Origin of the sequence: Variovorax sp. KBS0712 (genome assembly GCF_006323185.2) — a bacterium.
In the GTDB taxonomy this organism is placed as follows: Bacteria; Pseudomonadota; Gammaproteobacteria; order Burkholderiales; family Burkholderiaceae_C; genus Variovorax; species Variovorax boronicumulans.
In genome coordinates, this window is record NZ_VCCD02000005.1 from 334,492 (window position 1) to 360,387 (window position 25,896).

The window sequence follows — 25,896 nt, forward strand, 5'->3', positions numbered from 1 at the left end:
CCCGTCCGCCCGCCACGAGGTACACCCCGATGAATCACCCCCCCTTGCGCAGCCGCTTCTGGTCCGACCTGACCAGTGAAGAGTTCTCCCGCCTCGACCGCGAACGGCTGATCGCCGTGCTGCCGGTGGGGGCGACCGAACAGCACGGCCCCCATTTGCCGATGTCGACCGACACCGCCACCATCGACGGCATGGTGCGCGCCAGCCTGCCCTACCTGCCCGACGACCTGCCGGTGCTGTTTCTGCCCACCGTGCCCTACGGCAAGAGCAACGAGCACTCGCGCTACCCGGGCACGCTCACGGTGTCGGCGAACACGCTGATCTCGCTGTGGAAGGACGTCGGCGCCTGCGTCGCCAAGGCCGGCGTGCGCAAGCTGGTGCTCTACAACAGCCACGGCGGCCAGATGAGCGTCATGGACATCGTGGCGCGCGACCTGCGCGAAGAGCACGACATGATGGTCGTGGCCGCCAACTGGTACACGCTGGGCCTGCCCGAGGGCCTGTTCACCGCGCACGAAGGCAAGCACGGCATCCACGCCGGCGACCTCGAGAGCTCGGTGATGCTGCACCTCACGCCCGACTACGTGCGCAAGGATCAATTCCAGAACTTCGGCTCCATGACCGAGCAGCTGGCGGCCGAGAACAAGTTCCTGTCGATCACGCCCAGCGGCAAGCTCGGCTGGCAGATGCACGACATCAACCCGGCCGGCGCCGCCGGCGACGCCACCCGCGCCAGCGCCGAGAAGGGCGCCGCGGTGCTCGACCACGTGGGCCAACGCTTCGTCGAGCTGCTGCACGAGATCGACCGCTTCCCGCTCTCGCGCCTGGCCAACGTTCCGGCCTGGCGCTGACGCCAAGGAGTCCCATGGAAAGCACCACGCCATCCACGCCGCCTCTGGTCCGCCTGCGCAACGTCGGCAAGCGTTTTGCCAATGGCACGCTCGCCCTGCAGGGCATGACGCTCGACATCGGCGAGCACGACTTCGTCAGCTTCCTGGGCCCCTCGGGCTGCGGCAAGAGCACCGCGCTGCGGCTGATTGCCGGGCTCACCCGCATCAGCTCGGGCGACATGCAATGGTCGGGCGCCAACACCGGCAGCGCCAAGGACAGCAAGAGCGACCGCGACCTGGGCTTCGTGTTCCAGGAGCCCACGCTCATGCCCTGGACCAAGGTGTTCGACAACGTCTGGCTGCCGCTCAAGCTCGCGGGCATGAGCCGCGACGAAGCCGCGCCGGTGGTGCAGCACGTGCTGGAGCTGGTCGGCCTCTCGCGCTTTGCCGACGTGTACCCACGCGAGCTCTCGGGCGGCATGAAGATGCGCGTGTCGATCGCGCGCGCGCTGGTCACGCACCCGCGCCTGCTGCTCATGGACGAGCCCTTTGCCGCGCTCGACGAGATGACGCGCATCAAGCTCAACAACGACCTGCTGGCCATCTGGCGCGAGCACCGCTTCTCGATCGTGTTCGTCACGCACAGCGTGTACGAGTCGGTGTATTTGTCGAACCGCATCGTCGTGATGGCGGCGCGCCCGGGCCGCGTGATCGACGAGATCGCCATCGACGAGCCTTACCCGCGCGGCGAGGCCTTCCGCACCTCCAGCCGCTACAACGCGCACTGCACGGCTGTTTCGCAATCTCTGCACGGAGCGCTCCATGGCCTCGACATCGACCATTGAAACCGTGATGCCCCTCGACACCAACGAAGCCACGCCGTCCGCCGAGACGCTGCGCGCGCACGAAGACAAGCTGCGCCGGCGCGAGGCCACGCTGCGCATCGTCGTCCCGGTCGTCATCGTCGCCGCGCTGCTGCTGGTGTGGGAATGGATGGTGCGCGCCAACGACATCCCGCACTACATCCTGCCCGCGCCTTCGCTGATCCTGCGCACGCTGTTCGACAACTGGGGTTCGCTCTCGGGCGCGCTGTGGTTCACGGTGAAGCTCACGCTGCTCGCGCTGGGCGCCGCCATCGTCGGCGGCGTGCTGCTGGCGATTGCCTTCGCGCTGTTCAAGTGGGTGGAAATCGGCCTGTTCCCGATCGCCGTGATCCTGCAGGTGACGCCGATCATCGCGATCGCGCCGCTCATCTTGATCTACGTGTCGAGCACCACCGCGGCGCTCTTGCTGTGCGCCTGGATCGTGGCCTTCTTCCCTATCCTGTCGAACACCGTCATCGGCCTGAAGAGCGCCGACAGCAACCTGCGCGACCTGTTCCAGCTGTACAAGGCCTCGCCCTGGCAGACCTTCCGCTACCTGCTGGCGCCCAGCGCGCTGCCGTACTTCATGGCGGGCCTGAAGATCGCCGGCGGCCTGAGCCTGATCGGCGCGGTGGTGGCCGAGTTCACGGCCGGCACGGCGGGCAAGGAAACGGGGCTGGCCTCGCGCATCCTCGAATCGAGCTTCCGCACCGAGATCCCGATGATGTTCGCGGCGCTGCTGCTGGTGTCGCTGCTTGGCATCGTGATCTTCATCGTGTTCGCCGCCCTGTCGCGCCTCGTGCTCGGCCACTGGCATGAAAGCGAAATGCGCCGTGAACGCTAGAACCCCGCTGTCCACCGTCGACTGGGACGCCGTGCGCGACGAGCTGCACGGCCTGAACGTGATCGCCACGCCCAGCCAGCGCAAGCAGCTTTCGAAGGACTTCTACTGGTACAGCCCGATCCTCACGGCGCAGCTCGCGGGCTGCGTGGCCGACCTCGTGGTCAAGGTCAGCACCGAGGACGACGTGCGCCAGGCCGCGGCCGTGGCGGCCAAATGGAAGCTGCCGCTCACCGTGCGCGCCGGCGGCACCGGCAACTACGGCCAGTGCGTGCCGCTCGAAGGCGGGCTCGTGCTCGACGTGACGCAGATGTGCCGCGTGCTCGACCTGGCCGACGGCCGCATCCGCGTCGAGGCCGGCGCGCGCATGCACGACATCGACCTGGCCGCGCGCGAGACCGGGCAGGCGCTGCGCATGTGGCCCTCGACCTGGCACGTGGCCAGCATCGGCGGCTTCATCGCGGGCGGCTTCGGCGGCATCGGCTCATTCCGCCACGGCATCCTGCGCGACCCCGGCAACCTGCTGCGCGCGCGCGTGATGACGGTGGAGCGCGAGCCGCGCGTCATCGAGCTGGTGGGCGACGAGATCCAGCAGGTGCACCATGCCTACGGCACCAACGGCGTGATCCTCGACGTGGAAGTGGCGCTGAGCCCGGCGGTCGACTGGGTGCACTGCACGGCGCTGTTCGACACCTACCGCGGCGCGCTCGACTTCGGCATCGCCGCGCAGGCGCCCTCGCTGGACATCTTCCTGCTGTCGACCGTGGAGGCGCGCTTCTCGCCCTACTACACGGCCATGGGCGATCGCTTTCCGCCCGACCGGCACGCGGTGTTCACCATGGTCTCGCCCGACTCGATGGCCGAGTTCCGCGCGCTCGCGGCGGCGCACGGCGGCACCCTGTCGGTGGCCGGCACCGAGGCCGAGCTGCAGGCCGAGGGCCTGCCGCCGGCCTACGAGTGCGCCTTCAACCACACGACGCTGCAGGCGCTGAAGGCCGACCGCAGCTGGACCTACCTGCAGGTGGCCTACGCCCAGCCCTTCGACCCGGCCGTGGTCGAGCGCCACATGCAGATCTTCGGCGACGACGTGCTGCAGCACCAGGACTTCGCGCGCGCCAACGGCGAATGCGGCACCTTCGGCATCCTGCTCGTGCGCTGGAAGGGCGAGGCCCACCAGTACGAGGTGATGCGCGAGATCGAGTCGCAGGGCGGCGCGCAGATCTTCAACCCGCACGTCTTCACCATCGAGGACGGCGGCATGAAGACCATCGACACGCAGCAGATCGAGTTCAAGAAGCGCAGCGACCCGATGGGCCTGATGAACCCCGGCAAGACGCGCGGCTGGACGCCCGACATGGCCGTCGAGCGCTGAGAAACAATTAGTCTTCGCATCCCGTCCCCACCCCAACCTCCACAGGAGTCCGTCCCCATGCGCATCCCCGCTTTCTCTCTTCGGCCGCTGGCCTTCGGCCTGGCCCTCGCAGGCGCCGCCTTCGCCGCACAGGCCCAGGACAAAGTGGTGTTCGCCACCAACTGGAAGGCGCAGGCCGGCCACGGCGGCTTCTACCAGGCGCTGGTGGACGGCACCTACAAGAAGTACGGGCTCGACGTGGAAATCATGCAGGGCGGCCCGATGGTCAACAACCGGCCCATGCTGCCAGCCGGCAAGGTCGACTTCCTCATGACCGGCAACCTGCTGCAGTCCTTCGACAACGTGAAGAACGGCGTGCCCACCGTGGTGGTCGCGGCCATCTTCCAGAAAGACCCGCAGGCCATGTTCGCCCACCCGGGCCAGGGCTACGACACCTTCAAGGACATGACCAAGGCGCCCGTGGCCTTCATCGGCAAGGACGGCCAGTTCAGCTTCTGGCAGTGGATGAAGTCGGAGCACGGCTTCAAGGACGCGCAGCTCAAGCCCTACACCTTCAACGTGGGCCCGTTCCTGGCCGACAAGAAATCCATCCAGCAGGGCTACGCCATCTCGGAGCCGCTGTCGATCAAGGCCCAGGCCGGCTTCGACCCGGTGGTGCACCTGCTGGCCGACCACGGCTTCTCGACCTACGCCACCACCATCGAGACCCGCGCCGACCTCATCAAGACCAAGCCCGAGACGGTGCGCAAGTTCATCGAGGCCTCGATCGTCGGCTGGAACAACTACCTGTACGGCGACAACAAGGCCGCCAACGAACTCATCGCCAAGACCAACCCCGACGCCACGCCGGCCGCGCTGCAGGGCTCCATCGACCTCATCAAGAAGATGGGCATCATCGACAGCGGCGACTCGCTCACCAAGGGCATCGGCGCCATGGACGAAGCACGCGTGAAGGACTTCTACGAGAAGATGGTCAAGGCCGGCCTGTACAAGCCGGGCGAGATCGACCTGTCGAAGGTCGCGACCACGCAGTTCGTCAACAAGGGCGTCGGCGTCGACATCCGCAAGAAGCTCACCGGCAAGTAATTCGCTTCGTTTTTTCCCGTGGGTCGCGCGGGGCTTGCGCCGGGGTCAGATGCCGGCGCCTGGGTTGCCATAAGGCACTGCGCGGCCTTTCACTCCTTGGGCTCTGACCCCGTCTCGCCGAACAGGCGAACCGGCCCGAACATGAAAACGCTCGTCGTCCATTGCCATCCGAACCCTGACAGCTTCAACCACGCGCTGTACCGCACCGCCCTCGAGGCCCTCACGCCGCGACACCCCGTCAAGGCCATCGACCTGTACGCCGAGGGCTTCGACCCGACGCTGACACGCGAAGAGCGCATCGCCTACCTCGACAACCCCGAACTGATCCGCGAACGCGTGAAACCCCACGTCGAAGCGCTGCTGTGGGCCGAGCACCTGGTGTTCGTCTACCCCACCTGGTTCCATGGACCGCCGTCCATGCTCAAGGGCTGGCTCGAGCGTGTGTGGCTGCCGGGCGTGGCCTTCCTGCCCGCCGAGCGCAAGGGGCAGCTCGCGAAGTCGGGCATGCGGCACATCCGCCGGCTCACCGTGGTAACCACCGGCGGCTCGCCGCGCTGGTTCGTGATGGCCATCGGCGACCCGGGGCGGCGGTTGTTCACGCGCGCGCTGCGCGCGCTGTTCGCGTGGCGCTGCAAGGTGACGTGGCTGCAGCTGCACGACATGAACGCCGTCACCGACAGCGACCGCACCCATTTCATCGCGCGCGTGGCGCGCACGCTGCACAACATCCAGTAGACACGCAGGGAGACACACACCATGAGCCTCGAACGCACGCTGACCGTCCGTGTCGAACGCATCTCGCGGCAGACGCCGGAAATCCTGGCCTTCGAGCTGACGCACCCGTGGGGCCGCGCACTGCCCGGCTACGAGGCCGGCGCGCACATCGACGTGCACATGCCCGGCGGCTTCTCGCGCCAGTACTCGCTGGCGCGCGCGCCCTCGGGCACCGGCGGCTACGTGATCGGCGTGAAGCGCGAGCACGCCAGCCGCGGCGGCTCGGCCTCGATGCACGAGCGCGTGCGCGAGGGCGACCTCATTGCGATCAGCGCACCGCGCAACACCTTCCCGCTGCGCGCCGAAGCCCGCCGCCACCTGCTGCTGGCCGGCGGCATCGGCATGACGCCGCTGCTGGCCATGGCGCAGGCGCTGGCCGCGCGCGGCGCCGATTTCACGCTGTGCGTGTTCGCGCGCAGCGAGGAGCACCTGGCCTTTGCCGAGGCGCTGCACGCGCCCGCGCTGGCGCAGCACCTGAAGCTGCACCTGGACCAGGGCGATGCGACGCAACGCATCGACCTGCGCGCGCTGCTGGCCGAGCGCGCGCCCGACACCCACCTGTACGTGTGCGGCCCCGGCGGCTTCATGCAGGCGGTGCGCGAGGCCGCCGCGCACTGGCCCGAAGATGCACTGCACACCGAGTACTTCGCCGCGCCCACGGGCACGGCCGCCGCCACCACCGGCCTGCCCTTCACGCTGAAGCTGGCGCGGCGCGGCATCGAGGTGCCGGTGGCGGCCGACCAGACCGCGGTCGATGCGCTGCACGAAGTCGGCATCGATATCCCCGTGTCGTGCCAGCAGGGCCTTTGCGGCACCTGCGTGGTCGAGGGCGACGGCGAAGGCGCCGAGCACCGCGATTTCTGCCTCACGGGCACCGAACGACGCACCAAGGTGGCGCTGTGCTGCTCGCGCGCCAAGGGCCCCGACCTGGTGCTGCAGCTGTGAGCGTGACGGACACCGACAGCGAAGCCCCCGCCACGCGCGGGCGATCGCGCAAGTACACGCAGGTGCTGGGCCTCATCAACCAAGCCGCCATCGAGGTGTTCGCCAGCGAAGGGCTGGCCGGCGCGTCGACGCAGGCCATCGCCGACAAGGCGGGCCTGTCGAAGGCGCAGCTGCACTACTACATCGAGAGCAAGGAGGCGCTGTACCGCCAGGTGCTGCAGGACATCCTGACCGACTGGATCGTGGTGTTCGGCTTCAGCGACGAGGCCTTCGGCCCGCGCAAGGTGCTGGGCGACCTGATCCAGCGCAAGATGATGTTCTCGTTCGAGCACCCGCTGCGCTCGCGCATCTTCACCGCCGAGATGATGCGCGGCGCGCCCGTCATCAACAGCATGATGGACACGAGCAAGCAGCGCACCGACCAGGCCGCCGCCGTGATCCAGAACTGGATGAACCAGGGCTTGATGGACAAAGCCGACCCGATGCTGGTGCTGTTCCACATCTGGGCCGTGACGCAGTTCTACGCCGACCACGCCACGCAGGCCGCCTACTACCGCAACACGGCGCAGCAGGGCGAGGACAAGGACCGGCGCTACCTGATCGAGCAGGTGACGGAGTTCCTGCTCAAGGGCGCGGGCGTCAAGTAGCCGCGCGCTGCGGCAGGTACATGGTGGCTTCCACCTCGACGAGCACCTCGTCGCCCGGCAGGAAGCGCGACACCTCGACCACCGTGCTCACCGGCGGCTCGCCCGGATAGAACAGGCCGCGCACGCGGTTGTAGAAGGCGTAGTGCGGCAGATGGCGGAAGTACTGCACCAGCTTCACCACGTCTTCCATGGTGCCGCCGTGCTCGGCGGCGATCTGGCGGATGCGCTCCAGCACGAACCAGCTCTGCGCCACGATGGGCGCCTCGAAGACGTCGACCGACATCTGGCCCGTGGCGTAGCCCACACCCTGCAGCGCGGTGCGCGCGGCTTCGGGAATGGCGTCGTAACCGGCCACCGCGCGGCGCGTGGCCGGGTCGACGGCGACCACGCCGCTCATGAAGACGAAATCGCCGACGCGCTTGGCGGCGGCATAGTTGGCCATCGGCTTGCCCATGCTCATGGTGTGTTCTCCAGTGCCCGGCCTGCGCGGTAGACGGTGCGTTGCCGTCCGCGCGGGCCGATGAGTTCGTGTTCGTCGGTGGCGGCCAGCACCACCAGGTCGGCCGGGCAGCCCGGCGCGATGCGGCCGTCCCACGCGAGACCCAGCGCCTTCGCGGGGTTCACGGTGATGGTGTCGAGCCAGTCGGCGGCGGGCGCGAGGTGCGCCATCTGCACGCCCAGGCCGAAGGTCTCGAGCAGGTCGTAGCTGCCGTAGGGATAGAAGGCGTCCTGCACGTTGTCGGTGGCCAGGCTCGCGCGCAGGCCGTGCGCCGCGGCCTCGCGGATGCGCGTGATGCCGCGCGCCACGGGCGTGCGGTCCCACGCGCCCTGCAGGTAGAGGTTGGTGGTCGGCAGCGCGACGAGGTGCAGCCCCGCGCCGGCGCACAGCGTGAGCGTTTCGGCGGCCACCGCGTCGTCCTGCACCGAGAGCGAGCAGGCGTGGCCGCAGACCACGCGGCCCTTGAAGTCGCGCGCGCGCACCAGCTGCGCGATGCTGCGCAGGCCGCTGGCGTCGGTGTCCAGGCCTTCGTCGACATGGAAGTCGAGCCCCAGCCCGTGCTGCTGCGCGAGGTCGAACACGCGGCCCAGCTTGGCGAAGAGGCCGTCGTTGCGGTAGATGAAAGCGCCCAGCGAACCGCCCGCGCGCTTCACGTCGCGCGCGATGCGCTCGCCGGCGGCGGGGTCGGCGAACACGTCGAGCGGCACGAGCGCGACGAACTGCAGCTCGATGCGGCCGGCCCATTCTTCGCGCAGCGCCTCGAACACGGCCAGCGCGGCCGGCGGCTCGGGCTCGACCCAGTCCAGGTGCGTGCGCAGCGCGCGCGTGCCGGCGCGCCAGGCCTCGTGCAGCGCGCGCTCCATGCGCAGGCGCAGCGAAGCGCCGGTCCAGCTCGCGCGGTGGCGGCCCATGCGTTCGATGGCGGTGAACAGGTCGCCCTGCGCGGCGCCGACGTCCTGCACGATGAAGTTCTTGTCGATGTGCGCGTGCGCCTCGACGAGCGCGCTCAGCAGCGTGCCGCGCGCTTGCGTCTGCGAGGCGCTGGGCGCGATGGCCGCGACCTTGTCGCCGTCGATCGTGACGTCGAAGACCTGCGCATCGCCCGCTGCAGCAAAGCCCCGCAGCGGCGCCGGAATGCGCAGCGCTTCGAGCGTCGTCGTCGTCATGCGCGCTGGCGCCAGTCGCGCAGCCAGCCCAGGCCGGCCGAGGTGCCGCCGGGCTCCATGCCGCGGCGCGGGCGGTATTCGCAACCGACCCAGCCTTGCCAGCCACACTGCGCCGAAACCTCGTCGATCACGCCGAAGAGGTAGTCGTAGTTCTGCTCGCCCACATCGGGCTCGTGGCGCTCGGGCACGCCCGCGATCTGCAGGTGGCCGACGCGGCCGGTCGGCAGGTACTGGCGCAGCTTCATCGCCACGTCGCCTTCGACGATCTGGCAGTGGTACAGGTCCATCTGCACCTTGAGGTTGGCGGCGCCCACGGTCTCGACGATCTGGTGCGCGTGGTCCTGGCGGTTGAGAAAGAAGCGCGGAATGTCGCGCGTGTTGATCGGCTCGATCAGCACGTCGCGCCCGGCCTTCGCGGCCTCGGCCGCGGCCCAGCGCAGGTTCCCGACATAGACGGCCTCTGCCGCCTCGCGCGTGAGGTTGTCGGGCACGAGGCCGGCCATGACGTGGATGCGCGGGCAGTCGAGCGCCACGGCGTAGTCGATGGCTTTCGCAATGCCTTCGCGGAACTCGCCCTCGCGCCCCGGCAGGCAGGCCAGGCCGCGTTCGCCGCCGGCCCAGTCGCCGGGCGGGCCGTTGAACAGCACCTGCTGCAGGCCGTTGTGCTTCAGGCGCGCGACGATCTCTTCCTTGCTGAAGTCGTAGGGGAAGAGGTACTCGACGGCCTGGAAGCCGTCTTTCGCGGCGGCGTCGAAGCGGTCGAGAAATGCGAGCTCCGGATAGAGCATCGAGAGGTTGGCGGCGAATTGGGGCATGGGGTGTTTGTACTACCAGCGCGCACCGAAAGTGCGGCGCAGTTCATCGATCTGGTCGGGGGCGAGCGGTGCGGGCCGGGTGGCCTGCGTGAGCATCTGCAGGCGGGCGGTTTCTTCCAGCTCTTCGAGCACGGCCATCGCGGCGGCCGGCGTCTCGTGCCAGACGTTGGGGCCCAGGCGCGCGAGCATCGCCGCGCGGATCGGCGTGCCGGCCGCGCCGTAGCGCGCGATGGTGTGTGCCACCTGTTCGGCCGCTTCGGGCGCACCGGGGCGGTGGTACGGGATGACCGGCACATGGCCGACCTTCATCACGAAGTAGGGCGTGAGCGCGGGCAGCAGTTCGGCCTGCGGGTTGCCCAGGGTCAGGGCGACGCAGTGCGTGCTGTGCGTGTGGATCACGCAGGCCGTGGCGGCGTCGAAGCCGCGCGCGGCGGCGTAGATGCGCGTGTGCAGCGCGATGGTCTTGCTGGCGCGGTCGCCGCCGGTCTGCACGCCCTGCGCATCGAGCCGTGCGAGCCGCGCTGGGTCGAGAAAGCCCAGGCAGGCGTCGGTCGGCGTGATGAGAAAACCGTCGTCCAGCCGCACGCTGATGTTGCCGGCCGTGGCGTGCACGTAGCCGCGCTCGAACAGGCTGCGGCCGACGCGGCAGATTTCGTCGCGGGCTTCGTTCTCGGTCATGCGAGCACTGTAAAAGCTTTGGTGAAGAAATCGTCGCTGCCGAAGTTGCCCGACTTCAGCGTGATGTGCAGCCCGGCTTCGGGCGCCGCGTCGCAGCGCGCATGGCACCACGGCACGCCGGGGTCGATCTGCGGACCGATCTGCATCTGCGCAATGCCCAGCGCCTGCACGCAGGCGCCCGAGGTCTCGCCGCCGGCCACCACCAGCTGGTGCACGCCGCGCTCGACCAGGCCGCGCGCAATGGCGGCGATGGTGCGTTCGACCATCGCACCGGCTTCTTCCACGCCGAGCCGCCCCTGCACCGACTTCACGGCACCGGCTTCGGCGGTCGAGTAGACGAGCACGGGGCCCCGGTCGATCAGCGGTGCGGCCCAGGCCAGCACTTCGGCGGCCACATCGACGCCCGCCGCGATGCGCAGCGGGTCGATGGCCATGGCCGCGCCGCCGCGCTGGATGAAGTCGAGCACCTGCCGGTTGGTGGCGAGCGAGCAGCTGCCCGAGACCACCGCGGTCTTGCCGCCGGCCTTCGGCAGCGCGCTGGCCTGCGACGACGGCGCGAGGCCGAAGTTGGCCGGCAGGCCGATGGCCACGCCCGAGCCCGCCGTGAGCAGCGGCAGCTTCGCGAGCGCCGGGCCCATGCGCAGTAGGTCGTCGTTCGAGACCGCGTCGACGATGGCGATCGACACGCCCTCGGCCTTCAGCTGCGCGATGCGTTCTTCGATGGCCGCTGCGCCGCGTGCGACCACCGCGTGGTCGATGAGGCCCACCTTGCGCGTGCACTGCGCCTGCAGCACGCGCACGAGGTTCGGGTCGGTCATCGGCGTGAGCGGATGGTTCTGCATGCCGCTCTCGTTGAGCAGCACGTCGCCCGCGAACAGGTAGCCCTTGAACACGGTGCGCTTGTTGTCGGGGAAGGCAGGCGTGGCAATGGTGAAGTCGCATTGCAGCGCGTCCATCAGCGCCTCGGTCACGGGGCCGATGTTGCCCTGCGCCGTGCTGTCGAAGGTGGAGCAGTACTTGAAGTAGATCTGCTGCGCGCCCTGCGCCTGCAGCCAGCGCAGCGCATCGAGCGACTGCGCGATGGCCTCGGCCGGCGCGATGGTGCGCGACTTGAGCGCGACCACGACCGCATCCACGTCCGCATCGAGCGGGCCGGCGGGCACGCCGATGGTCTGCACCACGCGCATGCCGGCGCGCACGAGGTTGTTGGCCAGGTCGGTGGCGCCGGTGAAGTCGTCGGCGATGCAGCCGAGCACGAGCTTCGCCATCGCTCAGCCCTTCAGCGCCAGCGTGACCGCCTGCGCGTTCTCGCGCACGTAGTCGCGCAGGATGGCGTCGAAGCTGGCGTCGGCCTTCAGGCCCAGCGCCTCGGCGCGCGCCGCGTGGATGCGGCTGGGCCAGCTGGTGACGATCTTCGCGATGGCGGCGTCGGGTTCCCAGTCGATGAGGGCGGTGGCCTCGGTGCCGGCGATGCGCTCGAGCGCCTGCGCCATCTCGCGCACGGTGGTGGTCAGCGCGGGCAGGTTGACGGCGGTGCGCGCGCCCCATTCGGCGGCGCCGGCGGTGGCCGCGCGCACGATGCCCGCGACGGTGTTGCCGGGCGAGGCCAGCGCGACCGGCGTCTCGGGCGCCACGGGGCAGCGCGCGCGCACGCCGGCCAGCGGCTCGCGCAGCATGCCGCTCAGGAAGCTGGAGGCTGCGCCGTTCGGGCGGCCCGGGCGCACCGACACCGTCATGAGCCGCACGTTGCGGCCCTGCACGAAGCCCTTGCGCGTGTAGTCGGCCACCAGCTGCTCGCCGATGAACTTCTGGATGCCATAGCTGTTCTGCGGCGTGGGCAGCGTGGTGTCTTCGATCACCGCGGGCAGGCGCTGCTCGGGCGAATCGCCGAACACGGCGACGGAGCTGGAGAACACGAACACGGGCGCATGGCCCGCGCTGCGGCAGGCGTCGAGCAGGGCGCGCGTGGTGTCCAGGTTGCTGCGCATGCCGAGGTCGAAGTCGGCCTCGCACTCGCCGCTCACGGCGGCGGCGAGGTGGAACACGGCGTCGGTGTCGGCCAGCGGCAATGCACCGTTGGCAGCCTGTTCGTAGAGATCGCCCTGCACGAACTGGATGCGCGCGTCGGCCGCGAGATCGGCGGGCGGCGGCACGCGGTCGGCGAGCGTGATGCGTGCGATGTCTTGAGGCTGGCCGCCGGCCAGTGCGAGCGGGCCGCCGGCGAGCAGGGTGCGGGCGAGGCGGGCGCCGAGGAAGCCGCAGCCGCCGGTGATGAGAACGTTCATGGTGTGTGTCTTTCCTGGGTCGGTGGAGCGCTGGCGCTCGATGCTATTTTTTCGATTCTTTCGCAGCAGGCAGTTCGATGCCCGGGAAGATCTTGATGACCGCGCTGTCGTCCTCGCGCGCGAAGCCGGCCGTGGAGGCCTGCATGAACATCTGGTGCGCGGTGGACGACAGCGGCAGCGGAAACTTGCTGGCGCGCGCCACGTCGAGCACCAGGCCCAGGTCCTTCACGAAGATGTCGACGGCCGACAGCGGCGTGTAGTCGCCCGCCAGCACGTGGGCCATGCGGTTCTCGAACATCCAGCTGTTGCCGGCGCTGTGGGTGATGACCTCGTACAGCGCGTCGGGGTTCACGCCTTCGCGCAGGCCCAGCGCCATGGCCTCGGCCGCGGCGGCGATGTGCACGCCGGCCAGCAGCTGGTTGATGACCTTCACCTTGCTGCCCGCGCCGGCCGAATCGCCCAGGCGGTAGACCTTGGCGGCCATCGCGTCGAGCATGGCGCCGGCCTTCTCGTAGGCGGCGGGCGTGCCGGCGGTCATCATCGTCATCTGGCCGCTGGCGGCCTTGGCGGCGCCGCCGGAGATCGGTGCGTCGAGGTACAGGATGCCCTGCTGCGCCAGGCGCGCTTCGAGCGCCACCGACCAGTTCGGGTCGACGGTGGAGCACATCACGAACAGGCTGCCGGGCTTCATCGATGCCGCGCAGCCGGGCGTGGTGCCGTCGCCGAACAGCACCGATTCGGTCTGCGCCGCGTTGACGACCACGCTGACCACGATGTCGCACTGCGCGCCGAGCGCGGCCAGCGTGTCGCAGGCGGTGCCGCCTTCGCGCGCGAAGGCTTCGGCGACGCCGGGGCGCACGTCGAACACATGCGGCGCATGGCCCGCGCGGCGCAGCGATTGCGCCATGCCGCTGCCCATGGCGCCCAGGCCCACGAGGCCAACGACGGGGGTGTTGCTGGAAGAAGAAGTCATGTCGTGCGTCCTTCGATCAGCGGTTGACCAGTTGCTTCGGGGTGAGCCACACGCCGATGGCGCCGAGCACCAGCGCGCCGGCCAGCACGTACATGCCGATCTGCGTGCTGCCCGTGAGGTCCTTCAGGTAGCCGATGAGGTACGGGCTCACGAAGCCCGCGAGGTTGCCCACCGAGTTGATGACCGCGATGCCGGCTGCCGCCGCCGTGCCCGAGAGGAAGGCGGTGGGCAGCGACCAGAACAGCGGTGCGCAGGTGAGCACGCCGGCCGCGGCGAGCGACAGGAAGGTCAGCGACACGACCGTGTTCTGCGTGTACGAGGCCGCGACCGTGAAGCCCACGGCGCCCATCATCGCGGGGATGATCAGGTGCCAGCGGCGCTCGCGGCGCGCGTCGGCACTGCGGCCGAACAGGTTCATCGCGACGATCGCGCACAGGAACGGAATGGCACTGAGCAGGCCGATGTTGAAGTTGCCCTGCACGCCCGTGGCCTTGACCAGCGTGGGCAGCCAGAAGGTCAGCGCGTACTGGCCCATGACGAAGGCGAAGTAGATGAGCGCCATCCACCACACGCGCGCGTCACGGAACATCGCGCCCACCGAATGCGGGCCCTTGGCGCCGTGCGCCTGGTCGCGGTCGACCTCGCGCTGCAGCAGCTGCTTCTCTTCAGGCGAGAGCCAGCGCGCGTGCTTGATGCCGTTGTCCAGGTAAAACAGCACCATCACGCCCACCAGCACGGCGGGAATGGCTTCGATGATGAACATCCACTGCCAGCCATGCATCGACGACACGCCATGGAAGGCGTCCATGATCCAGCCCGACAGCGGGTTGCCGAAGATGCCCGCCACGGGAATCGCCGACATGAACACCGCGATGATCCGCGCGCGCCGGTGCGACGGGTACCAGTGCGTCAGGTACAGGATCACGCCGGGGTAGAAGCCCGCCTCGGCCACGCCGAGCAGGAAGCGCAGGATGTAGAAGCTGGTCGGCGTTTCCACGAACACGAAGCAGGCCGACAGCAGGCCCCAGGTGATCATGATCCGCGCGATCCACACGCGTGCACCCACGCGGTTGAGCAGCAGGTTGCTGGGCACCTCGAACAGGAAGTAGCCCAGGAAGAAGATGCCGGCGCCCAGGCCGAACACGGTTTCGCTGAAGCCGAGGTCCGCGCCCATCTGCAGCTTGGCGAAGCCGACGTTCACGCGGTCGAGGTACGCGACCACGTAGCACAGCATCAGGAAGGGCACGAGGCGCCAGAACACCTTGGCGTAGGCGCGTTTTTCGAGCGCGGCGTCGGGCGCGTCAGCCGCGAGGGGCGCGCCGGCCTGGAGGGTGGAAGTCATTGGGAGGGAGTCCGCTGGATGAAAAAACGGGGCCGTCCCGTCACCCTGCGGCGCGGTCGCCCCTTACTTGTCAGGTCATCATACAAATTTAAGACAAGCTCCCGGATACGGGATAACCCGCACATTTTGCCCTCTTCAGAAAACCGTAAGCGTGGGCTTACTTGCCCGCAGGCCAGCCTTCGACCAGGGGTCGGGCGAGCTGGGCGCCTTCCTGCTGCCAGAAGGCCGGGTCGGCCTGCTCGATGCGGCGGATGGCGTTGTCCATGTGGGCCTTGGCGGCTTCGCGCGCGGCCAGCGGGTCGCCGGCGTCGATGGCCTCGACGATGCGCGCGTGCTCCTGCGCCACTTCGCGCACGAAGTCGGCACGGCGCGCCTCGTTGGCGCGCGTGACGCGGGTGGCGCCATGCAGGAACTGCCGCAGGTACTGCAGCGTCCCGATGAGGAAGGGGTTGCGCGCGGCCTCGGCGATGGCGCGGTGAAAGCGCACGTCCTCGTCGGCCCCGTTGCCACCCATCGACACCGCCGCGTGCAACGCATCGATGGCGTCGCGGATGCGCAGCATGTCCTCGGGCGTGCGGCGCTCGGCCGCGAGCGCGGCCACCTCGGCCTCGAGCGCGCGGCGCAGCTCGACCATCTGCACCACCGCTTCGCGCGAGGCCACATGCGGCATCTCGAAGCGCAGCGGCTCCACGCCAGCAGCGCGCACGTACACGCCGCTGCCCTGTCGCGAATCGACCAGCCCGAGCGACTTCAGCCGCGACACCGCCTCGCGCACCACCGTGCGGCTCACGCCGAACTGCGTGGCCAACGCGGTCTCGGTGGGCAGCCGGTCGCCTTCCGACAGGCGCCCGCTGCGCACCTCGGCCACGAGCGCTTCCGCCACCTGGTCGGCCAGGCGGACGGCGGGGGCAAGGGACTGGAAACGGGGGGTCATGGGCGCGGGAGGGCGGTGGGGCCTGCGACTCTAACGCAGGCACCGCACCGTCACGCCGCATGGCCGCGCTGGCGTCAGGCGCCGAGCGCGTGCCGCGCGGCCCGCGCGATGCTCGCTGCGTCCACGCCGAAGAAACCGCGCAGCGCGGCGCGCGTGTCGCTGCGACCGAAGCCGTCGGTGCCCAGCGTGAGGTAGCGGCGACCTTCTGGCAGGAAGGCACGCACGCTCTCGGGCAAAGCGCGCACGTAGTCGGTGGCGGCCACGATCGGGGCCTTGCCGCCTTTGCCGAGCTGCTGCGCGACGAAGGGCGTGCCGGCGTCTTTCTCGCCGGCCAGCGCGCGCTGCTCGCAGGCCTGGCCGTCGCGCGCGAGTTCGCTCCAGCTCGTGACGCTGAACACCTCGGCCGCGATGCCTTCGTCGGCCAGCTGCTGCGCGGCCTTGATGACCTCGGTGAGGATCGCGCCCGAGCCCAGCAGCGTGACGCTTTGCTTCGCCTTGCCCGATGCCGGCGCATACGTGCCGAAGCGGTAGCAGCCGCGCAGGATGTCGGCCTCGGCGCCGGCCGGCAGATCGGGCTGTGCGTAGTTCTCGTTCATGAGCGTGACGTAATAGAACACGTCCTGCTGCTCGACCATCATCTCGCGGATGCCCGCGTCGACGATGACGGCCATCTCGCCCGCGAAGGCCGGGTCGTAGGCCTTGCAGTTGGGAATCGTCGCGGCCACGAGGTGGCTGCTGCCGTCCTGGTGCTGCAGGCCTTCGCCGCCGAGCGTGGTGCGGCCCGACGTGGCGCCCAGCAAAAAGCCGCGCGCGCGCTGGTCGGCCGCCGCCCAGATGGCGTCGCCCACGCGCTGGAAGCCGAACATCGAGTAGTAGATGTAGAACGGCAGCATCGCCAGGCCATGCACGCTGTAGCTGGTGGCCGCGGCCGTCCAGCTGGCGATGGCGCCGGCTTCGCTGATGCCCTCTTCGAGGATCTGGCCGTCGGTGGCTTCGCGGTAGCTCAGCACCGAGCCGATGTCTTCCGGCGCATAGCGCTGGCCCACGCTCGAATAGATGCCGACCTGCTTGAACAGGTTGGCCATGCCGAAGGTGCGCGCCTCGTCGGCCACGATGGGCACGATGCGCGGGCCCAGCGCCTTGTCCTTCATGAGGTTGCCCAGCATGCGCACGAAGGCCATGGTGGTGCTCATCTCCTTGCCCGCGGCGGCCGTGGCGAACTGCGCGTAGGCCGCGATGTCGGGCTTGGGCACGACGTCGCAGGCGGTCTCGCGGCGCGGCATGGCGCCGCCGAGCGCTTCTCGGTGCTGGCGCAGGTAGCGCATCTCGGCGCTGTCTTCGGCCGGGCGGTAGAAGTCCATCGCGGTGGCCTGCGCGTCGGTGAGCGGCAGGTTGAAGCGGTCGCGGAACTCGAGCAAGTCGACGTCGCCCATCTTCTTGTGCGAGTGCGTGGTCATCTTGCCCTGCGCGGCGCTGCCCATGCCGTAGCCCTTCTTGGTGTGGGCCAGGATGACGGTGGGCTGGCCCTTGTGCGCAGCAGCGGCGGCGTAGGCGGCGTGGATCTTCACGAGGTCGTGGCCGCCGCGCTTCAGGCGGTCGATCTGCTCGTCGGTCATGCCTTCGGCCAGGCGCGCGAGCTCGGGGTTCTGGCCGAAGAAGTTGTCGCGGTTGAAGCGGCCGTCCTTCGCGGCGAAGGTCTGCATCTGGCCGTCGACGGTTTCGGCGAACACGCGCGCGAGCGCGCCGCTCACGTCCTGCGCGAACAGGCCGTCCCAGTCGCTGCCCCACACGAGCTTGACGACGTTCCAGCCAGCGCCGGCGAAGAGCTTCTCGAGCTCGTCGATGATGCGGCCGTTGCCGCGCACCGGGCCATCGAGGCGCTGCAGGTTGCAGTTGACGACCCACACGAGGTTGTCGAGCTTTTCGCGCGCGGCGAGCGTCAGCGCGCTCATCGATTCGGGCTCGTCCATCTCGCCGTCGCCGAACACGCCCCAGACCTTGCGGCCTTCGCAGTTCAGCAGGTTGCGGTGCGTGAGGTAGCGCATGAAGCGCGCGTGGTAGATCGAGCTGATGGGGCCGATGCCCATCGAGCCGGTGGGGAACTGCCAGAAGTCCGGCATCAGGTACGGGTGCGGGTAGCTGCACAGGCCGCGCGCGCCGCTGCCGTCGGTGAAGGCCGGTGCGGTGAGTTCCTGGCGGTAGTGGTTCAGGTCTTCTTCGCTCAGGCGTCCTTCCAGGTACGCCCGCGCATACACGCCGGGCGCGCTGTGCGGCTGGAAGAACACGAGGTCGCCGCGGTGCGCCGGGCTGCGTGCATGGAAGAAGTGGTTGAAGCCGGTTTCGAACAGGTCGGCCGCGCTCGCATAGCTGGCGATGTGGCCGCCGAGTTCGCCATACGCCTGGTTGGCCTTGGCCACCATGGCGAGCGCGTTCCAGCGCATGAGCGAGGCGAGCTTTTCCTCGACGGCAAGGTCACCCGGGAACGGCGGCTGGTCGGCCGCGGCGATGGTGTTGACGTACGGCGTGGCCAGCTCGGGCTGCCAGCCGATGCGCTGCTGCCGCGCCAGGCGCGCCAGCTCGGCCAGCATCTGGCGCGCGCGCTGCGGACCTTGCGTCTGCGCCAGCGCCAGGAAGGCGTCGCGCCATTCGGCGGTCTCTTCGGGGTCGGGGTCGTGCGACGGCGGCGTGTCGAGCAACAGGGCGCGCATCTGGTCGGCGGAGATCGGGGCGTTCATGCCAGCACTTTAAGCCGCCTTGCGGAAAATTAGCTACCGGCACCTGCGACTTCATGGCTATTCGCAAGCATAAAATGCCGCGACCCAAGCGCTTCACGGAATTTCATGGAACTCGACGCCATCGACCTGCGCATTCTCGACGAGCTGCAACGCGACGGCGCCCTGTCGAACGTCGAACTGGCGCGCCGCGTGCACCTGTCGCCCTCGCCCTGCCTGGCGCGCGTGAAGGTGCTGGAGACCAGCGGCGTGATCGACCGCTACGTGGCGCTGGCAAACGCCAAGGCGCTGGGCCTGGGGCTCAACGTGTTCATCTCGATCAGCCTGACCACGCAGAGCAAGCAGTCGCTGGCCGACTTCGAGCAGCGCATCGCCGAGCACGACGAGGTGATGGAGTGCTACCTGATGACCGGCGACAGCGACTACCTGATCCGCATCGCCGTGGCCGACATGGCGGCGCTGGAGCGCTTCATCATGGAGCAGCTCACGCCGATTCCAGGGATCGAGAAGATTCGCTCGAGCTTTGCGCTCAAGCAGGTGAGATACAAAACGGCGCTGCCGTTGCCAGCAGCGCCGTTGTAGTTGGTACTCCCCCAGGCTTCGCGCACTTCGTGTCGCTGCGCCAACCCCCTCGCCGGGGGCAACACCAGTGGCCCGGCAGAGCCGGTTCCACGGTGTTTCCCGAAGGGGGTTGAGGGCGGTTACAGGCCGATCAGGCCGCCGTCGTTCTTGGTGATGACCACGGTGGCCGAGCGCGGGCGGGACGTGCCGCCGTCCGGCCAGTGGCTGTTCGGCACCGCGACATCTTTCGTGTCTTCACCGGGGTGCTGAATGTTCACGAACAGCGCGCGACCGTCGCCCGATTCGGCGATGCCGGTGATCTCGCAGTCCTTCGGACCGACCAGAAAACGGCGCAGACCATCCGTGCCGGGCGCCTTGCCCACGAAGGTGTTCTGCGTGCGGGTGGTGGCGCCGTCGACGTTGGTGATCGCCTTCGCGCCGCCGTCGCCCACCTTGCCAGGCAGAGCCGCCAGCAGCATGCAGTTGGTGACGTCGGTGTAGGCGCCGTCGTCGGTCTCGAGCCACAGCAGGCCGGGCGCGGCCTGGCTGAACCACATGCCATCGGGGCTGGACAGGTCGTTGTCGGCCGTGAGCTGCGAGAGATTGACGTCGGCCGAGGCCGTCGAGCGCGCGCCAAAGAGGTACACGTCCCACTTGAAGCTCAGCGAGGTCGGGTCGGCGTTGTCGTCCGCAAAGCGCACGATGTGACCGTTGGGGTTGCCCTTCTGGTCGGCCGCGCCCTTCTTGTCGTTGTAGAAGCGAGGGTTGGCCGCGTCGGTGCTGCCGATCGGGCGCGCGCTGGCATTGGTGTTGGTCAGCGTCACGTAGACATCGCCGGTCTTCGGATTGACGGCGGCCCACTCGGGGCGGTCCATCTTGGTCGCGCCCGCGGCGTCGGCGGCCAGGCGGGCGTTGGTCACGACGTCGGCGGCATCGGCGAAGGCGTAGGTCGAATTGCTGGAGGTGATGCCGTTCACGCCGAGCTTCAACTCGAGCCACACGCCCGTGCCGTCGGCGTTGAACTTGGCCACGTAGAGGCGGCCGTCATCCATGTACTTGTCGCCCGCGGCGATGCCGCCGCCGATGTCGGCCGCGTCCCAGTTCTTGGTAGAGACGAACTTGTAGATGTACTCGTTGCGCGAGTCGTCGCCCATGTACCAGACCAGCGGCTTGCCGACCACGACCGGGCCGAGGCAGGCGCCTTCGTGGCCGAAGCGGCCGAGGGCGGTGCGCTTCTTCGGCGTGCTCGTCGGGTTGAACGGATCGATCTCGACCACCCAGCCGTAGGTGTTGTGGCCGTTGCGGTAGTCGGCGACGGCGGAGGCGCCAAGGACCTCGGTGTTCCAGCGGCCGTAGAGGTCATCGCTGGTGTCAGGCGTCGGCGTGGCCCACAGTTCACGCCCCGTCGCGGTGTCGACACCGTTGGAGTTTTTCGATCCGATACCGTAGCGCTTGAAGGAAGCCAGCTCCTTGACGCTGCGCTTGGCATCGTCGTTGGCCGTGATGCGGCGGAAGTAGCCCGCCCAGTTCTCTTCGCAGGTCAGGTACGTGCCCCAGGGCGTGGTGCCGTTGGCGCAGTTGTTGAGCGTGCCGCGGGTCTTGCTGCCGTCGGTCGAGTACTTGGTCTTCAGGTAGTCGGTCTTGGCGGCCGGGCCTGAGAAGGTCATTTCCGTCAGCGTGTGGACGCGGCGGTTCAAGCTCGAATCCTGCTTGTAGCTCCAGGCGTTGCCGCTCTTGTTGACCTCGATCACGCTCACGCCGTGCAGGTAGAACTCGCGCAGCACTTCGTCAGTGCTGGTGCGAACCGCAGCCACAGCGGTACCGGAGATGGTCTGCCCCTTGGGATGCAGAAACAGCGGCGTGATGGCTTCATGGTTCATCACCAGCAGACCGCGCGAAGGGTTGGCCGCGTCCCACTTGTTGCTCGCGTTCATGCCGAAGAAGGTCATGCCGTCGTGGTGGTCGCCGGCACGACGATCGTAGGTGACTGGATCGTCGGTGCCGTCGTTCTTGTACGCGGCCACGCCGGCGGCGATCGGATCGCCCAGGCGATAGAGCACGCTGGCGGTGTAGCCGGCGGGCACAGTGACCACGTCGTCGAGGCTCTTCGCGACGGCGTTGAAGCCCAGCTTCATCGGCGAGGGGGCCGGGACGGGAGCCGGCGCCGGCGCGGGGGCCGGTGCGGGCGGAAGGATCGGGAACGCGGTGCCACCACCGCTGCCGCCGCCGCAGGCCTGCAGCAGTGCGGTGCCGGCGGTACCGACGCCCAGGCCGAACAGATGGCGGCGGCTCAGGCGCGACGCGACCAGGTCGGTGAAGGACGGGTTCGGGGAATCGTTGGTGCCGACATCGTCGAGATCGACGCCGTTGGCGTCCGTGCGGGTGTTTGCGGTCATGCGCAATATCTTTCGTGGGTTGGGATTGAAACCAGCCCGCGAAGTTAGGCACTTCGCATGACATGCCTGTGAAACGCTCGGCCGCTGGTTGGGGTACGGCGAGATTTCGTCAAAAAACCTTCACGCCCGCGCCACACATGGCAGCGCGGACGCTGCGCCCCTCAGGGCGCCGGCAACTGCCTCGGCCACAACGCCCACAGCCGCAGCGGCTGGTTCACGCTCGCGGCCAGCCGTCCGGCCTCGGCGCCGGTGCCGGCGAAGTAGTCGGCGCGCACGGCGCCCAGGATGGCGCTGCCGGTGTCCTGCGCCACCACCAGCTTCTGCAGCTGCGCGGTCGGGCCGTTCGAGGCGAGCCACACCGGCGTGCCGTAGGGAATGCTCTCGCGATCGACCGCGATGGAGCGCCCTGCCGTCAGCGGCACGCCCTGCGCGCCGCGCGGGCCGAAGGCGGCGTCGAGCTCGCTCATCGTCTCTTCGCGGAAGAACACGTAGCGCGGATTGCTCCACAGCAGCTGCGACACGCGCTGCGGGTTCTGCGCCACCCAGGCCTTGGTGTCGTCGGGCCACTTGCCGACCTTGGCGACGCCCTGGCTCATCAACCACTGCTGCACGCTGCGATACGGCTGCTCGTTGGTGGCCGCATAGGCCACGCGCACGGTGTGCTGGTAGCCGTTGGCCTCGGTGATGCGCAAGCGGCCCGAGCCCTGGATGTGCAGCATCAGCGCGTCGATGGGGTCGGCCATCCAGGCGATCTCGCGACCGCGCAGCGCGGCCTGGGCCTCGGGCAGGGTCTCGATTTCCTGGCGCGTGAACCAGGGGCGCTTGGGCACGAGGCCGTCGGGCGCCTGGTACAGCGGCACGCTGAAGCCGGCCGAGGGCACGCGCGAGGCTTCGTACACGGGCTCGTAGTAGCTGGTGAGCTTGCCTTCGCTCTGGCCCGCGAGCGATTCGACGCGGTAGGGCTGCAGCCGGTCGGTCATCCAGCGGCGCTGCTCTTCGGGCGTGGCGATGGCCAGCTGGCGCACCTCGCGGCACAGCGGCGCGAAGGCGGCGTTGGGGCGCGCGCAGTTGGCCAGCAGCGCGATCCATGCCTCGTGCAGCGGGTCTTCGCTGAAGCCCGGCAGCTCGGACCAGCCCACGGGCACCCAGCGGCTTTTCGGATGCGCGAGCGATCCGGTCAGCGGACCGAGGTCGCGCGGCGGGGTGACGGTGGGTCGGGTGGGGGTGTCGGGGGCGCGGGGGCCGAGGGAACAGCCGGCAAGCGTTGCTACGATCGCAAGCCCGACCAGCCACTGGAGTCCATTTCTCATGGGTTTGATTCTGCTTGAAGCCCTCGCCGCGGGACTCGTCCTGATCTTGATCATCTGGTGGACCATGTTTTCCGGGCGCAACAAGGGTGAATTGCATGACGACCCCGACGCCGAGCGTGAGGACAAGGATTCGCCGCCCAAAGTGTGAATTGCTCGTGTAGCCACACGGCGCGGCCCACTGTCGGACAAGCACCCTATTGCTACAACTTTAGTAGCAATCATCGCAGCATTCACGGGCGATGGCGAAAGTTTTCTTATTTTCCGTAGGGCTTTGAGCACGTACCATCGCATACCCGCCGGGGGCTAAGCTGTGGCCCGCTTGATTCAACCTTGAAAGGGATCGCCATGAAAAAGTTCGTTCTTGCAACCACCGCAGCTGCCCTCGTTTTGTCCGGCTGTGCCGGCGGAATGACCGACACCCAGCGCAACACCGGCATCGGTGCCGGCATCGGCGCGCTCGGCGGCGCCGCCATCGGCTCGGCCACCGGCGGCAACCGCGGTGCCATCGGCACGGGCGCGGTGGTCGGTGCGGCGGCCGGCGCACTCGGCGGCTACCTGTGGTCGCAGCGCATGGAAAACCAGAAGCGCCAGATGGAAGCCGCCACCCAGGGCACCGGCGTGGCCGTGACGCAGACGGCGAACAACGAGCTCAAGCTCGCCATTCCGAGCGACGTGTCGTTCGACGTGGGCCGCTCCAACATCAAGTCGAACTTCGCGCCCGTGCTCGACCAGTTCGCCAACGGCCTGCGCAACAACCCGAACGCCGAGGTGCGCATCATCGGCCACACCGACAGCACCGGCTCGGACGCCATCAACAACCCGCTGTCGGTGGACCGCGCCGCCAGCACGCGCGACTACCTGGTGGCACGCGGCGTGAGCGCCGCGGCGTTCCGCATCGAAGGCCGTGGCTCGCATGAGCCGGTGGCCGACAACAACAGCGACGCCGGCCGGGCACAGAACCGCCGCGTCGAGATCTACGTGGGCGAGCGCGCACCGCGCGGCTGATCGCAGCCCCAGCGGGAAACCGGCCGCCGCATCGAACGGCCGGTTCCCGCACCCGTTTTCATTGGTCCAAGCAGAGGGAAAATTCATGAGGAAGTTTGTTGTGTCTAGTGCGGCGATGGCCGCTGTGTTGTTCATCGCGGGGTGCGCATCGTCGACCCCGCCGGCCGAAGCACCGGCCGCACAGCAGGCCGCACCGGCCAACAGCTGGACCGCCCGCCTGGACGCGCTGAAGGCCGAGCTCGAAAGCTCCACCAAGGGCACCGGCGTGGTGATCTCGCAGACCGCCGACAACCAGCTTCACGTCGTGATTCCGAATGAACTCTCGTTCGACACCGGCCGCGCCAACGTCAAGCGCAACCTGGCGCAGGTGCTGGACAAGGTCGCCGAAGGCCTGAAGAGCGCCACCACCGCCAGCCTGCGCGTGGTCGGCCACACCGACAGCACGGGCAGCGAGGAAGGCAACGAACGCCTCTCGGTGAGCCGCGCCGACAGCGTGCGCAACCACCTGGTGGGCCGCGGCGTGTCGACCACCGTGATCACCACCGACGGCCGCGGCTCGCGCGAGCCGCTGGCGGACAACGGCACGGCCGCCGGCCGCGCGCAGAACCGCCGCGTCGAAATCTTCGTCGCCGAGAAGATCTGAGCGCAGGTGCTGCGCGCACGGCGCGCGGCACCGTGAGGAAATCCCGCATGAGGGCACGGCACCGCCGGCCCTAACATCGCGCGGCCTGCACGCGGCGCGCGCACCGCGCGCCGGGCGGACACGAGAGGAAACTCCGATGAACGCCTTCGCGCCGGCCCCATCGCACGTCGCATCCCATTTCGCGCCGGACATCATTGCCGAGGGCACCGGCGCGCGCCCGAACTACCTCGTGACAGGCGGCGACCAGCTGTTCGCCGCCCGCTGGCAGCAGGACGCGTGCTGGCTGCCCTTCCACGGCGCGGCGCATCACGTGCTGGTGCTGCACGAGAACGGCAGCACGGCGGTGCGCAAGTACGAGCGCGGCAAGCTCGTCGCCTCGCGCTCGCGGCTAGGCAGCGTGAGCTTCATCCCCTGCGACGGCACCGAATGGGAGATCGGCGGGCGTTGCGGCGTGGTGCACCTGTACATCGGCCAGGCGCTGATCGCGCGCGTCGCCGCCGAGGAAGGCCTCGGGCCGGCGGTGGAGATCGACCCCTTCTTCGCGATCCGCGACCCGTGGCTGCAAGGCTTCTTCCAGATGCTGGTGAGCGAGGTGGAGCTGTACGGCGCCGTGCCCCTGAGCCCCGATTCCTTGCTGCTCTCGCAGAGCCAGCACCTGCTGGCCCATCACCTCGTGCGACGCCACTCCGCGTCGGGCCGCGGTGCGCTGCTGCACACGGAGGGCGCGCGCCGGCAGCCGGCCCTGACCCCACAGCAGTTGCGCCGGGTGACCGAGCACATCGACGCGCACCTGGCCACGCCGCTGAGCCTGGCCGACCTGGCCGCGCTGGTGCACCTGTCGCAGGACCACTTCATCCGCAGCTTCAAGGCGGCCAGCGGCATGGCGCCCTACCAGTACCTGCTGCGCCGCCGCCTGGAAGGCGCCGCCGAACTGCTGCGCACCAGCGACCTGCCCATCGAGGCCGTCGCCAAGCGCATGGGCTTTGGCAGCCCCGCGTACTTCTCCACGCGCTTCCGCGCCTTCCTCGGCGTGGCGCCGGGCGCCTACCGCCGCATGCGCTGAACCGCGCAGCAACTTGCGCAAAAGCGCGCCACTTTCGACATCCCGTGCTTCGTTCGGGCCAACAGGCCATGGCGTGAGAAGCCGCTCCTAGACTGGCTTCGCAGGCCGATCCCGGCCGCATCACCCACGGAGACAC

The 25,896-nt window shown here is 68.9% G+C and carries 25 protein-coding genes; 13 read left to right on the forward strand and 12 right to left on the reverse strand.

Annotation, left to right across the window (positions count from 1 at the left end):
• Nucleotides 1–29 precede the first annotated feature (29 nt).
• The 8 genes from FFI97_RS32255 to FFI97_RS32290 all read left to right on the forward strand — a co-directional run bounded on the left by FFI97_RS32255 (nt 30) and on the right by FFI97_RS32290 (nt 7,358).
• Nucleotides 30–851 (forward strand): creatininase family protein, encoded by an 822-nt coding sequence (locus FFI97_RS32255; RefSeq protein ID WP_062479637.1) that lies wholly within the window; start codon nt 30–32, stop codon nt 849–851.
• Between the two features lie 14 nt (nt 852–865).
• Complete coding sequence (locus FFI97_RS32260) at nt 866–1,675, forward strand: ABC transporter ATP-binding protein (protein ID WP_062479639.1); 810 nt, start codon at nt 866–868, stop codon at nt 1,673–1,675.
• Nucleotides 1,653–2,537, forward strand: a complete 885-nt coding sequence (locus FFI97_RS32265; protein ID WP_216360118.1) for an ABC transporter permease — start codon at nt 1,653–1,655, stop codon at nt 2,535–2,537. Before FFI97_RS32260 ends, FFI97_RS32265 begins: the two co-directional genes overlap by 23 nt.
• Nucleotides 2,509–3,906 (forward strand): FAD-binding oxidoreductase, encoded by a 1,398-nt coding sequence (locus tag FFI97_RS32270; protein WP_139700781.1) that lies wholly within the window; start codon nt 2,509–2,511, stop codon nt 3,904–3,906. Before FFI97_RS32265 ends, FFI97_RS32270 begins: the two co-directional genes overlap by 29 nt.
• 57 nt (nt 3,907–3,963) lie before the next feature.
• Nucleotides 3,964–4,992, forward strand: coding sequence for an ABC transporter substrate-binding protein (locus FFI97_RS32275; protein WP_095950475.1), 1,029 nt, complete (start codon nt 3,964–3,966; stop codon nt 4,990–4,992).
• A 141-nt stretch (nt 4,993–5,133) separates the two neighbouring features.
• Nucleotides 5,134–5,727 carry an NAD(P)H-dependent oxidoreductase gene (locus FFI97_RS32280; RefSeq protein ID WP_139700783.1) on the forward strand — a complete coding sequence of 198 codons (594 nt, stop codon included), beginning with the start codon at nt 5,134–5,136 and terminating at the stop codon, nt 5,725–5,727.
• A gap of 21 nt (nt 5,728–5,748) precedes the next feature.
• Nucleotides 5,749–6,711: a PDR/VanB family oxidoreductase gene (locus tag FFI97_RS32285; RefSeq protein WP_139700785.1), complete on the forward strand. Its 963-nt coding sequence runs from the start codon at nt 5,749–5,751 to the stop codon at nt 6,709–6,711.
• Nucleotides 6,708–7,358: a TetR family transcriptional regulator C-terminal domain-containing protein gene (locus FFI97_RS32290; RefSeq protein WP_095747278.1), complete on the forward strand. Its 651-nt coding sequence runs from the start codon at nt 6,708–6,710 to the stop codon at nt 7,356–7,358. Before FFI97_RS32285 ends, FFI97_RS32290 begins: the two co-directional genes overlap by 4 nt.
• Here the strand turns inward: FFI97_RS32290 and FFI97_RS32295 are convergent.
• The 10 genes from FFI97_RS32295 to mdeB form a co-directional block, all read right to left on the reverse strand.
• On the reverse strand, nt 7,351–7,818 hold the full coding sequence (locus FFI97_RS32295) for a RidA family protein (protein ID WP_093242688.1): 468 nt from the start codon (nt 7,816–7,818) through the stop codon (nt 7,351–7,353). The two genes, FFI97_RS32290 and FFI97_RS32295, sit on opposite strands and share 8 nt — an antisense overlap.
• Complete coding sequence (locus FFI97_RS32300) at nt 7,815–9,023, reverse strand: amidohydrolase family protein (protein ID WP_139700787.1); 1,209 nt, start codon at nt 9,021–9,023, stop codon at nt 7,815–7,817. The genes FFI97_RS32295 and FFI97_RS32300 overlap by 4 nt, the downstream gene beginning before the upstream one ends.
• A complete protein-coding gene (gene otnI, locus FFI97_RS32305) occupies nt 9,020–9,838 on the reverse strand; it encodes a 2-oxo-tetronate isomerase (protein WP_139700788.1) in 819 nt (272 codons plus the stop codon). Before otnI ends, FFI97_RS32300 begins: the two co-directional genes overlap by 4 nt.
• 12 nt (nt 9,839–9,850) lie before the next feature.
• A complete protein-coding gene (locus FFI97_RS32310) occupies nt 9,851–10,516 on the reverse strand; it encodes an aldolase (RefSeq protein WP_139700790.1) in 666 nt (221 codons plus the stop codon).
• Nucleotides 10,513–11,784: a 3-oxo-tetronate kinase gene (gene otnK / locus FFI97_RS32315; protein ID WP_139700792.1), complete on the reverse strand. Its 1,272-nt coding sequence runs from the start codon at nt 11,782–11,784 to the stop codon at nt 10,513–10,515. Before otnK ends, FFI97_RS32310 begins: the two co-directional genes overlap by 4 nt.
• A 3-nt stretch (nt 11,785–11,787) precedes the next feature.
• Complete coding sequence (gene denD / locus FFI97_RS32320; RefSeq protein ID WP_070063257.1) at nt 11,788–12,801, reverse strand: D-erythronate dehydrogenase; 1,014 nt, start codon at nt 12,799–12,801, stop codon at nt 11,788–11,790.
• A 43-nt stretch (nt 12,802–12,844) separates the two neighbouring features.
• Nucleotides 12,845–13,774 (reverse strand): L-threonate dehydrogenase, encoded by a 930-nt coding sequence (gene ltnD / locus FFI97_RS32325; protein ID WP_139700794.1) that lies wholly within the window; start codon nt 13,772–13,774, stop codon nt 12,845–12,847.
• A 16-nt stretch (nt 13,775–13,790) separates the two neighbouring features.
• Nucleotides 13,791–15,116, reverse strand: coding sequence for an MFS transporter (locus FFI97_RS32330; protein ID WP_139700796.1), 1,326 nt, complete (start codon nt 15,114–15,116; stop codon nt 13,791–13,793).
• A 157-nt stretch (nt 15,117–15,273) separates the two neighbouring features.
• Nucleotides 15,274–16,050, reverse strand: a complete 777-nt coding sequence (locus FFI97_RS32335; protein WP_062480778.1) for a FadR/GntR family transcriptional regulator — start codon at nt 16,048–16,050, stop codon at nt 15,274–15,276.
• Between the two features lie 74 nt (nt 16,051–16,124).
• On the reverse strand, nt 16,125–18,785 hold the full coding sequence (gene mdeB, locus FFI97_RS32340) for an alpha-ketoglutarate dehydrogenase (protein ID WP_139700798.1): 2,661 nt from the start codon (nt 18,783–18,785) through the stop codon (nt 16,125–16,127).
• A gap of 105 nt (nt 18,786–18,890) precedes the next feature.
• On the opposite strand from mdeB, the gene FFI97_RS32345 reads away from it, so the two are divergent.
• Entirely contained in the window at nt 18,891–19,364 is a 474-nt protein-coding gene (locus FFI97_RS32345) for an Lrp/AsnC family transcriptional regulator (protein WP_062480783.1), read from the forward strand.
• 119 nt (nt 19,365–19,483) lie between these two features.
• On the opposite strand, the gene FFI97_RS32350 is transcribed toward FFI97_RS32345, so the two are convergent.
• Nucleotides 19,484–21,739: a PhoX family protein gene (locus FFI97_RS32350; protein WP_139700800.1), complete on the reverse strand. Its 2,256-nt coding sequence runs from the start codon at nt 21,737–21,739 to the stop codon at nt 19,484–19,486.
• A 161-nt stretch (nt 21,740–21,900) separates the two neighbouring features.
• Nucleotides 21,901–23,049, reverse strand: a complete 1,149-nt coding sequence (locus FFI97_RS32355; protein ID WP_062480787.1) for a murein transglycosylase A — start codon at nt 23,047–23,049, stop codon at nt 21,901–21,903.
• Here FFI97_RS32355 and FFI97_RS33740 point away from each other — a divergent pair.
• The 4 genes from FFI97_RS33740 (at nt 23,048) to FFI97_RS32370 (ending at nt 25,760) form a co-directional block, all read left to right on the forward strand.
• Nucleotides 23,048–23,197, forward strand: a complete 150-nt coding sequence (locus tag FFI97_RS33740) for a hypothetical protein (protein WP_167395077.1) — start codon at nt 23,048–23,050, stop codon at nt 23,195–23,197. The genes FFI97_RS32355 and FFI97_RS33740 overlap by 2 nt on opposite strands.
• Nucleotides 23,198–23,394: 197 nt before the next feature.
• Nucleotides 23,395–24,054, forward strand: a complete 660-nt coding sequence (locus tag FFI97_RS32360; RefSeq protein ID WP_056575284.1) for an OmpA family protein — start codon at nt 23,395–23,397, stop codon at nt 24,052–24,054.
• Nucleotides 24,055–24,139: 85 nt separating this feature from the next.
• Nucleotides 24,140–24,697 (forward strand): OmpA family protein, encoded by a 558-nt coding sequence (locus tag FFI97_RS32365; protein WP_139700802.1) that lies wholly within the window; start codon nt 24,140–24,142, stop codon nt 24,695–24,697.
• Between the two features lie 136 nt (nt 24,698–24,833).
• Nucleotides 24,834–25,760, forward strand: a complete 927-nt coding sequence (locus FFI97_RS32370; protein ID WP_139700804.1) for a helix-turn-helix domain-containing protein — start codon at nt 24,834–24,836, stop codon at nt 25,758–25,760.
• Nucleotides 25,761–25,896: the final 136 nt, after the last annotated feature.